The organism is Cupriavidus sp. SK-4 (assembly GCF_000611125.1).
Taxonomy (GTDB): domain Bacteria; phylum Pseudomonadota; class Gammaproteobacteria; order Burkholderiales; family Burkholderiaceae; genus Cupriavidus; species Cupriavidus necator.
Window position 1 is genome coordinate 1 of the sequence record NZ_JFJW01000038.1, and the last position, 12,085, is coordinate 12,085.

General features: G+C 66.7%; 12 protein-coding genes. 7 read left to right on the forward strand and 5 right to left on the reverse strand.

Annotated features, from left to right (window positions below; all coding sequences use genetic code 11):
- From CF68_RS38145 to CF68_RS08495, 3 genes are all read left to right on the forward strand, one after another.
- The coding region (locus CF68_RS38145; protein ID WP_235205700.1) for a hypothetical protein at positions 1-200 on the forward strand (200 nt) is incomplete at its 5' end.
- A 171-nt stretch (positions 201-371) separates the two neighbouring features.
- Complete coding sequence (locus tag CF68_RS08490) at positions 372-1,352, forward strand: tripartite tricarboxylate transporter substrate binding protein BugE (protein WP_035817452.1); 981 nt, start codon at positions 372-374, stop codon at positions 1,350-1,352.
- 316 nt (positions 1,353-1,668) lie between these two features.
- The gene (locus CF68_RS08495; RefSeq protein ID WP_010813085.1) at positions 1,669-2,028 is read left to right on the forward strand and encodes a hypothetical protein; all 360 of its coding nucleotides are present in this window, start codon (positions 1,669-1,671) and stop codon (positions 2,026-2,028) included.
- Between the two features lie 81 nt (positions 2,029-2,109).
- Here CF68_RS08495 and CF68_RS08500 read toward each other — a convergent pair whose 3' ends face one another.
- Positions 2,110-3,627, reverse strand: coding sequence for an acetyl-CoA hydrolase/transferase family protein (locus tag CF68_RS08500; RefSeq protein ID WP_013956375.1), 1,518 nt, complete (start codon positions 3,625-3,627; stop codon positions 2,110-2,112).
- 396 nt (positions 3,628-4,023) lie between these two features.
- On the opposite strand from CF68_RS08500, the gene CF68_RS08505 reads away from it, so the two are divergent.
- The gene (locus CF68_RS08505) at positions 4,024-4,578 is read left to right on the forward strand and encodes a hypothetical protein (protein ID WP_035817454.1); all 555 of its coding nucleotides are present in this window, start codon (positions 4,024-4,026) and stop codon (positions 4,576-4,578) included.
- A 168-nt stretch (positions 4,579-4,746) separates the two neighbouring features.
- A complete protein-coding gene (locus tag CF68_RS08510; RefSeq protein WP_035817456.1) occupies positions 4,747-9,603 on the forward strand; it encodes an NAD-glutamate dehydrogenase in 4,857 nt (1,618 codons plus the stop codon).
- Between the two features lie 22 nt (positions 9,604-9,625).
- On the opposite strand, the gene CF68_RS08515 is transcribed toward CF68_RS08510, so the two are convergent.
- From CF68_RS08515 to CF68_RS08530, 4 genes are all read right to left on the reverse strand, one after another.
- Entirely contained in the window at positions 9,626-9,985 is a 360-nt protein-coding gene (locus CF68_RS08515; RefSeq protein ID WP_013956372.1) for a hypothetical protein, read from the reverse strand.
- Positions 9,986-10,085: 100 nt separating this feature from the next.
- On the reverse strand, positions 10,086-10,274 hold the full coding sequence (locus CF68_RS08520) for a hypothetical protein (RefSeq protein WP_018310329.1): 189 nt from the start codon (positions 10,272-10,274) through the stop codon (positions 10,086-10,088).
- A gap of 91 nt (positions 10,275-10,365) precedes the next feature.
- A complete protein-coding gene (locus CF68_RS08525; protein WP_013956370.1) occupies positions 10,366-10,605 on the reverse strand; it encodes a hypothetical protein in 240 nt (79 codons plus the stop codon).
- 34 nt (positions 10,606-10,639) lie between these two features.
- On the reverse strand, positions 10,640-10,981 hold the full coding sequence (locus CF68_RS08530) for a hypothetical protein (protein WP_235205703.1): 342 nt from the start codon (positions 10,979-10,981) through the stop codon (positions 10,640-10,642).
- Between the two features lie 271 nt (positions 10,982-11,252).
- Here CF68_RS08530 and CF68_RS08535 point away from each other — a divergent pair, with 271 nt between their 5' ends.
- Positions 11,253-11,513 (forward strand): hypothetical protein, encoded by a 261-nt coding sequence (locus tag CF68_RS08535; RefSeq protein WP_035817461.1) that lies wholly within the window; start codon positions 11,253-11,255, stop codon positions 11,511-11,513.
- 43 nt (positions 11,514-11,556) lie between these two features.
- Positions 11,557-12,063 (forward strand): cupin domain-containing protein, encoded by a 507-nt coding sequence (locus CF68_RS08540; RefSeq protein WP_013956367.1) that lies wholly within the window; start codon positions 11,557-11,559, stop codon positions 12,061-12,063.
- Positions 12,064-12,085: the final 22 nt, after the last annotated feature.

Consider the following 12,085-nt stretch of genomic DNA (forward strand, 5'->3'; position numbering starts at 1 on the left):
GTCGAGTGTTCGAGTCACTCACGCCCCACCAGCGAATTCAGGAAAAGCCGGAAGCTTGCTTCCGGCTTTTTTCATTTCCGCGCGCACTGCGGTTGCGCGCGGTCGGCATGGCTGCCGGTTTCTTGATACGCGGGTTCTCACCAATTCCCCTGCGCCCGCTTTCCCGGTTGAATCGCATCCGCGCACATTGTGGAACATAGTTCCGTATCGCGGAACTATCGCAAGGTGCCGGCCGTCGCCGCATCCCGGCACGGCCCGGTCATGCCAGCGCGGGGATCCGTGACAGCGCGGGGCGCAGACGAAAGGTCTGCGTCCGAAGAAACGCCTGCAGCCCGCCTGGCGAATCAGTGAAAGAAGAACGGAGGCACTCCTTGAAAGCAGTTATCAACGCCGGCGCAGCCGCCTGCATCGCCGCCCTTGGCCTGGCCCACGCCGGCCTGGCCCAGGCCCAGTCCTACCCCAACAAGCCGATCCGCCTGATCGTTCCGTTCGCGGCCGGCGGCACCACCGACATCGTTGCGCGCGCGGTCTCCGACGGCCTCGGCCGCGAACTGGGCCAGCCGGTGGTGGTGGAAAACCGCGGCGGCGGCGGCGGCGCGATCGGCGCCGACGCGCTCGCCAAGTCCGCCCCGGACGGCTACACGCTGGGCATCGCCACCGTCAGCACGATGGCGACCAACCCCGCCACCAACCCCAAGAACCCGTACGACCCGCTAAAGGACTTCGCGCCGATCACCAACCTGGTCAACGTGCCGAACGTGCTGACGGTCAACCCGAAGGTGCCGGCCAAGACCCTGAAGGAATTCGTCGCGATGCTGCAGGCCAACCCCGGCAAGTACAGCTACGCCTCGGCCGGCAAGGGCAGCATCTCGCACCTGGACGGCGAGCTGTTCAAGGACATCACCAAGACCGATATGGTCCATATCCCCTACCGCGGATCGGGCCCTGCGCTGAACGACACGCTGGCCGGCCAGGTCAACGCACAGTTCGACAACCTGCCGTCGTCGATGCCGCATATCCAGGCCGGCAAGCTGCGCGCGCTGGCAGTGGCAGCGCCCAAGCGGGTCGAGGGCCTGCCTGACGTGCCGACCTTTGCCGAAGCCGGCATGAAGGACATGAACAACATGGCCTGGTACGGCCTGGTGGCCCCGGCCGGCACGCCGGCGGCAATCATCACGCGCGTGCATGATGCCGCGGTCAAGGCGCTGCAGGACCCGAACGTCAAGCGCCGCCTGGCCGACAGCGGTGCCTACACCGACGGCAACACCGCGGCGCAGTACGCCGCCCAGATCAAGCGCGAGCTGGACCTGCGCAAGAAGATCGCACGCGACCAGAACATCACACTGGAATAACCGGACGGCGAAACCGTCCCGCGAGGGTCATGACCGGCTGCCACCTGGCAGCCGTTTTTTTATGGCTGGCCGTTGAAAATGGGCCATGGGGCACCCACATCTATCTAAAGAGCGTTGCATTTGATCCGGCGCAGTACGCAGGCAACGCCATGGGTGTTCAATACTTGTAAAAGAAATTTTCACTTTGCGGACAAGCGCTGACTCGGTACATTTACCGGGTGTTCCGCCACATGTGCCCGGCCGTCACCGGCCAAGCTCGGCCCCAAACCGGATTCGCGCAGGCGCTGCGCGACCGTCAATCGCGAGGATAAGCAAGATGCTGAAAAAGACCGTTTCGACCCTGATCGTTGCAGCACTGGCCGCACTGGGCGCGACGCAAGTGTACGCGCAGAAGAACTACACCGAAGGCGGCGATCTCTACGGTGGCAGCCACACCAAGAAGGCCAGCCCGAACCAGAACCCGGCCAAGTCCGGCAAGTTCGACCCGTACACCGATGGCGCCAAGCAATCGACCAAGTCGGACCTGACCAACTCGGGCAAGAAGTTCGACCCGAACACGGATGGCGCCAAGGCCGGCAAGTTCGATCCGTACACCGACGGCGCCAAGGCCGGCAAGGCTGACCCGTACACCGACGGCGCCAAGGCACCCGCCAGCCAGGGCGGCAAGGCGCAGTAAGCCTGCCCCGCCGCCAACCGGCGGCACCAAGGCAAACAGCCCGCTTGCGCGGGCTGTTTTGCTTTCTGGCGGAGGCAGCGCTCAGGCTGCCATCGCCTGGGCCGGGTGCGCGGGCTGCATGGTGCCGCGGTCGCGGAAGCCGACATGCCAGGACAGCGCCTCTTCCAGCAGGTGCGGGGTCTGGCCACCATGGGCGCTGGCGCGCCGGAAGTAGTCGCCCAGCAGCTCGCGGTATTGCGGGTCGGCACAGTTGGCGATGAGCGTGCGCGCGCGTTCGCGCGGCGCCAGGCCGCGCAAGTCGGCCAGGCCGTGCTCGGTGACGATGATGTCGACGTCGTGCTCGGTATGGTCCACGTGCGCCACCATCGGCACGATGCTGGAGATATCGCCGCCCTTGGCCACCGACTTGGTCACGAATACCGACAGGTGCGCATTGCGCGCAAAATCCCCGGAGCCGCCGATGCCGTTCATCATGTGCGTGCCCCCCACATGCGTGGAGTTGACGTTGCCGTAGATGTCGCACTCCAGCGCCGTATTGATGGTGATCAGCCCGAGCCGGCGCAGGATCTCCGGATGGTTGCTGATCTCCTGCGGACGCAGCACCAGGCGCGAGCGATAGCGGTCCAGGTTCGACAGGAAGCGCTGGTACACCTCGCGCGTCAGCGTCACCGAAGAGGCCGAGGCAAACGCCAGGCGCCCCGCATCCAGAAGTTCGATGGTGCTGTCCTGCAGCACCTCGGAATACATCTGCAGGTCGCGGAACGGTGAATCGACCATGCCGTGCAACACCGCGTTGGCAATGGTGCCAATGCCCGCCTGCAGCGGCTGCAGCGAGGGCGAGAGCCTGCCGGCGCGGACTTCGCGCAGCAGGAAATCGTTGAGATGGCCGGCGATATTGCGCGTATCGGCATCCGGCGGCAGCGCGTTGGACGGGCTGTCGTCCTTGGCGGTGATGACGATGGCCGCGATCTTCTCGGGATCGATGGGGATATACGGCAGGCCAATGCGCTGCTCGGGCGCGATCAGCGGGATCGGCTGGCGGTAGGGACGCTGCACCGGGAAGTAGATGTCGTGCAGCCCTTCCAGCTCCAGCGGCATGTTCAGGTTGATCTCGACGATCACCTTGCGCGCCAGCATGGCGAAGCTGGCCGAGTTGCCGACCGAGGTGCTGGGGATGATGCCGCCCTGCTCGGTGATCGCCACCGCTTCCACCACCGCAACGTCCACCGGCGCGATCTGGCCGGAGCGCAGTTGCTCCACGGTCTCGGACAGGTGCTGGTCGATGAACATCACTTCGCCGGCGTTGATCTTGCGGCGCAGCGTGGCGTCAGACTGAAACGGCAGGCGGCGCGCAATCACGTCGGCCTCTGCCAGTACCCGGTCGATATCGTTGCCCAGCGAGGCGCCGGTCATCAGGGTGATGCGCAGTGGCTCGGTTGCCGCCCGCCGCGCCAGCGCAAACGGGACTTCCTTGCAGTCGCCCGCGCGCGTGAAGCCGCTCATGCCTACCGTCATGCCGTCGCGGATCAGCGCGGCGGCTTCGTCGGCCGAGACAACCTTGTCGTGCAGCCTGGCCAGGCGAATGCGTTCCTTGTACATCCTTATCTCCGGTCTGGCGGCCGGGCCCGTGCCCGCGCCGCGCGCCCCGTGCTGGCCTGAAGGCTCGTTGGCGGGGGTCTCCGGCAGGCAGTGTAGCCAGCCGCATACATTCTGGCTGTGATTTAAAGTCATAGTTTCCAGTCGCTTTATTCATAGCTGAAACAATGCTGGGAAACGTGCGGGCCACTATGTCCCTGTGATGCCACAGGGCATTCCCTCGCTGTCACATTGCCGGCAAAGGATTCTGGTAGTGTCTGCCCCATCGGTCGACCGTGCCCCGCCAGAGAGGTTGCGGCGTCCGTGCCGCCCGGGCCGGCCATGCTCCGGCCCCTGGTATCTGTGCGACGGATGCCAGCGCATCGCAGTGGCGGCAAACCAAAACAGGAGACGCCATTCATGCAGCCAAGACCCCTCGAACCCAGCGAGCCGGTTGTCCTTGCCCTGGTTGATGCCGTAACCGCCTGGCAAAGTGCGTTGGAACAGACGCTGTGCGCCTCTGGCCTGAACTACGCCCAGTGGCTTCTGTTGCGGGCCATCCGCCAGGATGCCTTCGTGCGCGGCTCGCCCTTGACCGGCCCGATGCTGATCGATGTCGCGCGTTCCGAGACGATGCTGGATGAACTGCAGCGCGACGGCTGGATCGAGTACGCAGACACCCAGGCGCCCCGCATTGCAGATAGCGCAGCCAGCCGGCTGCAGCGCACCGCGCAGGCCCTCAGCGCGCTGCACAGCGTGTCAGTAGCGGCGCTCAGTTCGCAAGAGCGTGTTGCGCTGGGCTCCCTGCTGGAGCGGATGAAGACCACGCTGAGCGACCACACCACGCGCCAGGTTCGCGCGGGCACCCAAGCCGCCCGGCAGGAGACAGCTGCCGCGCCCTCGCATTGCCCCGGCCTGCCGCCGGTCGCCCACCGCCCCACCACCTGCCCCACCCTCGCCGCCACGCGCCTCTGAGCGCCGCGCAAGCCGGTCCCGCGGGCAGCAGCGGGAACCGATCCTTTTCTTCACGCGTCATCCTCATACCCGCCACTTTTCTTGCGCCGGGCATGCGGTTTTTTCCTAAAGTATGAGCATGCCCCGGCACATGCTGCGGGCCGCCCATCGACACCGCGAGGAGGGATCATGCCGCAGGAGAACGAAGACAAGGTCGCGCACCTGCTGGACGAACTGGCCAGCTTCGCGCGCGAGCGGCTGCCGGCGGCGATGTTCGCCGTGGTCGAGCCCTTCCTGCTGCACTACTACGACCAGGCCGACGCCGAAGACTTGCTCCAGCACGACGTCGACGATCTCTACGGCGCCGTGATGGCGCACTGGCAGACCGCACAGAAATTCACCCCCGGCAATGCGCGCATCCGCGTCTACAACCCCAACCTGGAAGAGCACGGCTGGCACTCGGACCACACCGTGGTCGAGATCGTCAATGACGACATGCCCTTCTTGGTCGACTCGGTGACGGTGGAGATCAACCGGCAGGGACTGGCGCTGCACTCGGCGATCCATCCCGTGTTCCGGGTCTGGCGCGACGCGCGCGGCGGCATCGAGCGGATCGCCAAGGGCGGCGCCGGCGAAGCCGGGGACAGCTCGCGCCTGGAGTCCTTTATCCACTTCGAGATCGACCGCAGCGGCGAGGCCGCGCGGCTGGAGGCGCTACGCAGCTGCATTGCGCAGGTGCTGGTCGACGTGCGCGCGGCGGTGGAAGACTGGCCGAAGATGTGCGACATCACCCAGACCACCATCAGCGCCATGGCGCAGGCGCCCGACGCGGCCGCGCCGGAAAGCGCCGAAGCGCGCGCCTTCCTGGACTGGATGATGGATGACCACTTCACCTTCCTCGGCCAGCGTGACTACCAGCTGGTGTCGCAGGACGGGCGCTACTTCCTGCGCGGCGTGCCGGGCTCGGGCGCGGGCATCCTGCGCGAAAGCCTGCGCGAGCCCGATACCGAAGACCTCACGCTGCTGCCCGCCGCGGCCACCGCGATCATCGAAGGGGCTTCGCCGATCTTCCTGACCAAGGCCAACTCGCGCGCCACCGTGCACCGGCCGGGCTATCTCGACTATGTCGGCGTCAAGCTGCTCGATGACAAGGGGCAGCTGTTCGGCGAGCGGCGCTTTGTCGGCCTGTACACCTCGACTGCCTACATGGCGCCGATCGCGGAAATCCCGCTGGTGCGGCTCAAGTGCGCCAATATCCTGGCGCGCGCGGGCTTCCTCGCCAAGGGGCACCTGTACAAGTCGATGGTGACCATCCTTGAGCAATACCCGCGCGATGAACTGTTCCAGGCCACCGAGGATGAACTGTTCGACATCACCACCGGCATCCTGCGGCTGCAGGAACACCAGCGCACCCGGCTCTTTGTACGGCGCGACCGCTTCGACCGCTTTGTCTCGTGCCTGGTGTTCGTGCCGCGCGACAAGTACAACACCGACCTGCGCCAGAAGATCCAGAAGCTGCTGACCGCGGCCTTCCACGGCACCAGCTGCGAGTTCACGCCGCTGCTGTCCGAGTCGCCGCTGGCGCGCATCCAGCTGACCGTGCGCGGCGAGCCCGGCACCATGCCGCACGTTGATACGCGCGAGCTGGAGGCGCGCATCGTGCACGCCAGCCGCCGCTGGCAGGACGATCTCGCCGAAGCCTTGCATGAAAGCCATGGCGAAGAGCAAGGCAACCGGCTGCTGCAGCGCTATGGCGGCTCGTTCCCCGCCGGCTACCGTGAGGACTATCCGGCCCGCACCGCGGTGCGCGATATCGAGCTGATGGAGCACGCGCTGCGCGGCAACGGCATGGCGATGAACCTGTACCGGCCGATCGAGGCCGCGCCGGGGGTGTTCCGCTTCAAGGTGTACCGTGCCGGCGAGCCGATCGCGCTGTCGCACAGCCTGCCCATGCTGGAGCACCTGGGCGTGCGCGTGGATGAAGAGCGCCCCTACCTGATCGAACCCGACAGCGGCACGCCGGTATGGGTGCACGACTTCGGGCTGGAGATTGCCGACAGCGGCGGCGCGGCGGAATTCGATATCGCGCGCGTCAAGGCATTGTTCGAGGATGCCTTCGCGCGCGCCTGGCACGGCGAGATCGAGAACGACGATTTCAACCGCCTGGTGCTGCGCGCCGAGCTGGCCGCGCGCGACGTCACCATCCTGCGCGCCTATGCCCGCTACCTGCGCCAGGTCGGCTCGACCTTCAGCGACGCCTATATCGAGCGCGCACTGACCGGCAACGCGGCCATTGCCGCCATGCTGGTCGGCCTGTTCGTTGCGCGCTTCGACACCTTCAGCGAGGTCGCCACCGACACCGCCCGCCAGGCGCGCTGCGACAAGCTGCTGGCCGATATCGGCGCGGCGCTGGACAAGGTGCCCAACCTGGACGAGGACCGCATCCTGCGGCTCTTCCTGGGCGTGATCAACGCCACCGTGCGCACCAACTATTTCCACCGTGGCGAGGAAAGCCAGCCGCGCCCGTATGTGTCGTTCAAGTTCAATCCCGCGCTGGTCCCTGGCCTGCCCGAGCCGCGCCCGATGTTCGAGATCTGGGTCTACTCGCCACGCGTTGAGGGCGTGCACCTGCGCGGCGGGCGCGTGGCCCGCGGCGGACTGCGCTGGTCAGACCGGCGCGAGGACTTCCGCACGGAAGTGCTGGGACTGATGAAGGCGCAGATGGTCAAGAACACGGTGATCGTGCCGGTGGGCTCCAAGGGTGGCTTCGTGGTCAAACGCCCGCCCCCGCCCACCGACCGCGATGCTTTCCTGCAGGAGGGCATTGCCTGCTACCAGACCTTCCTGCGCGGGCTGCTGGACTTGACCGACAACCTCGTCGGCGGCCAGCTGGTGCCGCCTCCCGAGGTGGTGCGCCACGACGACAACGACCCCTACCTGGTGGTCGCAGCCGACAAGGGCACCGCGACGTTCTCCGATTTCGCCAACGCGATCTCGGCCGAATACGGCTTCTGGCTGGGCGATGCCTTTGCGTCCGGGGGCTCGGTCGGATATGACCACAAGAAGATGGGCATTACCGCGCGCGGTGCGTGGGAATCGGTCAAGCGGCATTTCCGCGAGATGGGTGTCGATATCCAGACCACGGACTTCACCGTGGCCGGCATCGGCGACATGTCGGGCGACGTGTTCGGCAACGGCATGCTGCTGTCGCCGCATATCCGGCTGGTGGCGGCTTTCGACCACCGGCATATCTTCCTCGATCCCGACCCGGACACGGCAAGGAGCCTGCAGGAACGCACGCGGCTGTTCGGCCTGCCCCGCTCCAGCTGGGCCGACTACGACGCCACGCTGATCTCCGCCGGCGGCGGCATCTATCCGCGCAGCGCCAAGACCATCCCGCTGTCGCCGCAGGTGCAGGCAGTGCTGGGGGTCACGGCAGCCACACTGTCGCCGGCCGAGCTGATCCACGCCATCCTGATGGCGCCGGTCGACCTGCTCTACAACGGCGGCATCGGCACCTACGTCAAGTCCAGCCAGGAAACCCACCTGCAGGCCGGCGACCGCACCAACGACGCGGTGCGCGTCAATGGCAACGACCTGCGCTGCAAGGTGGTCGGCGAAGGCGGCAACCTCGGCTTCACCCAGCTGGGCCGCATCGAGTTCGCGCGCAACGGCGGTCGCATCAACACCGATGCCATCGACAACTCGGCCGGGGTGGATTGCTCGGACCACGAGGTCAATATCAAGATCCTGCTCGGACTGGTGGTTGCCGACGGCGAAATGACCGAGAAGCAGCGCAACAAGCTGCTGGCCGAGATGACCGACGAGGTCGGCCTGCTGGTGCTGCAGGACAACTACTACCAGACCCAGGCACTGTCCGTGGCCGGGCGCAGCAGCCCCGCGCTGCTCGACGGCGAGGCGCGCCTGGTGCGCTGGCTGGAGCGCGCCGGGCGGCTCAACCGCCCGCTGGAGTTCCTGCCTTCGGAGGAGGAAATCGCCGAGCGCAAGCTGGCCGATGAAGGCCTCGCATCGCCCGAACGTGCGGTGCTGCTTGCCTACAGCAAGATGTGGCTGTACGACGAACTGCTGGCCTCCGACGTGCCGGAAGACGCGCTGGTTGCCGGACTGCTGTCGGACTATTTCCCGGTTCCGCTGCGCCAGCGTTACGCCGACGCGATGCAGCGCCACCCGCTGCGACGCGAGATCCTGTCGACGCACCTGACCAATATGCTGGTCAATCGCATCGGCGCCACCTTCGTGCACCGGATCATGGAAGAGACCGACGCACGCCCGGCCGATATCGTGCGCGCCTGCCTGATCGCACGCGATGTCTTCGGCCTGACCACCCTGTGGCAGGAGATCGATGCGCTGGACAACCGTGTGGCCGATGCCGAGCAGGCGCGCATGTTCGGGGCCGTGGCGCTGCTGCTGGAGCGCGCGTGCCTGTGGTTCATCCGCTATCTGCGTAGCGGCAGCAAGGCCGCCGAGGATCTGGCGCGCTTTGCCCAGGCAGCGCAATGGCTGGCACCGCAACTGCCGCGGCTGCTGCCACCGGCCGATGCGACGGCGCTGTCAGAGCGCACCCGCGCCTTGACGGATGCGGGGGTCGACGAAGCGCTGGCCGTGCGCGTGGCCGGCAGCGAGATCTCCGCTGCCGCGCTCGATATCGCCGAAGTGGCCACCGCGTGCGAACGCAGCCTGGACCTGGTGGCGGGGGTTTATTTCGCGCTGGACAGCCACCTGAGCTTCAGCTGGCTGCGCGAGCGCGCGCTGGCGCTGCCATCGGACACGCACTGGGATCTGCTGGCACGCACCACCACGCTGGAAGACCTGGGGCGGCTCAAGCGCGCACTGACCGTCAGCGTGCTGACACAGGCGGGTGAACTGGATACGCCCGAAACCATGATCGATGCGTGGCGGTCCAGCCGTCATGGCGCGCTGGAACGCTTTACGCGCATGCTGGCCGACCAGCGCGCCTCGGGGGCTGCGGGGCTGTCGATGCTGTCGGTCGCGGTGCGCGAAATCGGTATGCTGGAACGCGCATAGAGCGGCGCTGTCCAGCCGGGGGTTATTGGTCTGCTTCTGCGTCCGTGTCGATGTCCGCAGCGTCGCCGAAGCCTGCGTCGGCACCACGCGGGCGCAGTTCCAGCCCGAGCAGGACCAGCAGATCGAAGGCATCGGAAAGCAGGTGCTTCTGCCTGGGCAGCAGGCTGGCGTACGGCATGTCGTAGATCGACTGGTGCGCGGCACGCTCGCCCTTGAGGCCACGGTCGCGCGCGATATCCGACAGCAGCGCGGCAAACCCTGAGAGATCCTGCGCTGCCAGTGCTGAATTCAATACCTTGGCGATCACTTCCGGCGAAGCGTTCGCCCAGCCCATGCGTTCGGCATTGGAAGCAGAGTCTTGAGGAAGGTCGGCAAAGTCCATGATGTGTATAACGGTCCCGCCTGAGCAAGCTTAAGGCAGCAGCCATGTGTATTTGACCCCACATGCGTGGGGTGACATGGCGTGCCGCCGTCGGTCCGGACTAGCGCGGCGCCGGCTTCGCCGCCACCTGGCGGTAGACCGTGCTGCCGTCGCGCGCGGTGCGTGCCTGGACGTGATTGCGTGCACCGCATTGCGGGCAGCGGAACACGGGACCCTGCCCTTCATTGCGGATCTGCACCTCATTCGGCTCCCAGCGCGCACCGCAAGCCTGGTTCCCACAAACAAACATGAATTCTCCTTGAAACAGACGCCCGAGAGCCTGAGCCGGGCGCGATACCGGGCATGGCCGCACCGCCTGGTGGCGGCGCGGCCATGCCTGCTCAGCCGTGATTATCAGGCCAGTCGGCCGGCCGCGGGCCCATTCGCCACATATTCGGCGGCTCACCCAATGCCGTGCTCTGATACATCCAGGCGCCGCAGCCAGTGCAGCGCCAGCGGCTGTCGACCTTGCAGCGGTTGCTCATCGCAGCCATGCCCGAGGCAGCCAGGTTCTCGTGCGGCGGCACGCTGGACGGTTCGCCCACCAGCTGATGACACAGGTCACAGGCGTGCATCGGCATCTCCTGTCATGGCGATGATTGCGCGGCGGCGCCTTCAGCCATTGTGCTGCACCCATTGCCGCGCCCACGAAATCGCCGCGGCCCGCGCGTCTTCAGGCGTCGCGTGCGTGGCCGGCGGCGCGCCGCCCTCCAGCACCACGGCGCCCGACTCCCAGATATCGCACAGGGCCTTGAACCGCCCCATGCCCAGCGCGTGGCAATACACGTGGATCACGAAGCCGCCGTACTCCACCACGTCGGTGGCGGTATCGGTCAGCGCCTGATCCGCCGCGGGATCGGACGGCACCAGCGGCGCATCGCGCTGGCGCAGCACCCGCTGCTCCGCGGCGGTGCGCACCAGCATGGCGCAGGCACTGCCCACCGCCGCGCCCAGCACCGCGCCCAAGCCAAACCAGCAAGCCCTGCTCCCGCACCTCGCCATGGCATCCCCCGTAGCGACCCTGCCGGCCTGCCACGACCACGCTGTGCGACCGGCATCGTTTTCAGGTTATACCAATCCAGGCCGACACCGCTTGCCACCAACTTCCACGCGGCAAGGACACAGCGCCGCAGGGTGTGCCGGCGCACGAAAATGAGAATCGTGGGGGATGACCGAACCGCCGGCCAGGGCTATACTGTACATCCATACAGTATCCGGATACTGCCCCATGCCCTTGTACCAGTCCGATTCCATCCTGCTCGAGGCCTACTACTTCGGCGACGACAGCGAATCCCTGCGCCTGCCCTGCGGCAGTGTCTGCGTGGGCGCCGGCGCCATCCTCGTCGACGGCATCGAGCCACGCCAGCTGCAGGCGCTGCGCTGGACGCCGGATTTCCTGTCCTTCGACGCCCAGGGCACCCGTCACCGCTACCCGGTCAGCCGCCCCGCCCTTGTCGGCCCCGGCCAGGCACGCTTCGCGCTGCTTTAAGCTACGGCTTCCGCATCCCCGATGCGCCACGCCCCTTGCCCACATGCCAGACCTCAGTCCGACCGCCCGCCAACTGATCCGCTCGCTCGACCTGCAGCCACATCCGGAAGGCGGCTACTACCGCGAAACCTATCGCGGCGAAGAACAGGTCGTCTGCCAGGACGGGCGCACGCGCGAAGCCTGCACCGCAATCCACTACATGCTGTGCGGCAACGACTATTCCGCGTGGCATCGCATCCGGTCCGACGAACTCTGGCACTACCACGCAGGCTCCCCCGTGGACGTGCACCGGATCGTGGACGGCACCATCGTCACGCAGCGCCTGGGCGACCCGCTGCGGCATCCCGGCGCGGCCTTCCAGGCAATGGTGCCCGCCGGACTATGGTTTGCCGCCGAACGCCTGGATCTGGGCGATGGCGTGGACTTCGCCCTAGTCGGCTGCACCGTGGCACCGGCCTTCCGCTTCAGCGATTTCGAACTGGCCGACGCAACAGCGCTTGCCGGCCTGGCAAGCGGACATGACGCGCTGTTGGGCAGACTGACTCGCTAGCCCCCAAAAAAACAGCCCGCCG

Coding starts and splice junctions, on each gene's coding strand:
- CF68_RS08510 (WP_035817456.1), top strand. CDS start 4,747: ATGCCGCAGGAGAACGAAGACAAGGTCGCGCACCTGCTGGACGAACTG.
- CF68_RS08520 (WP_018310329.1), bottom strand. CDS start 10,274: ATGTTTGTTTGTGGGAACCAGGCTTGCGGTGCGCGCTGGGAGCCGAAT.
- CF68_RS08540 (WP_013956367.1), top strand. CDS start 11,557: ATGCCAGACCTCAGTCCGACCGCCCGCCAACTGATCCGCTCGCTCGAC.
- CF68_RS08500 (WP_013956375.1), bottom strand. CDS start 3,627: ATGTACAAGGAACGCATTCGCCTGGCCAGGCTGCACGACAAGGTTGTC.
- CF68_RS08535 (WP_035817461.1), top strand. CDS start 11,253: ATGCCCTTGTACCAGTCCGATTCCATCCTGCTCGAGGCCTACTACTTC.
- CF68_RS08525 (WP_013956370.1), bottom strand. CDS start 10,605: ATGCCGATGCACGCCTGTGACCTGTGTCATCAGCTGGTGGGCGAACCG.
- CF68_RS08495 (WP_010813085.1), top strand. CDS start 1,669: ATGCTGAAAAAGACCGTTTCGACCCTGATCGTTGCAGCACTGGCCGCA.
- CF68_RS08515 (WP_013956372.1), bottom strand. CDS start 9,985: ATGGACTTTGCCGACCTTCCTCAAGACTCTGCTTCCAATGCCGAACGC.
- CF68_RS08505 (WP_035817454.1), top strand. CDS start 4,024: ATGCAGCCAAGACCCCTCGAACCCAGCGAGCCGGTTGTCCTTGCCCTG.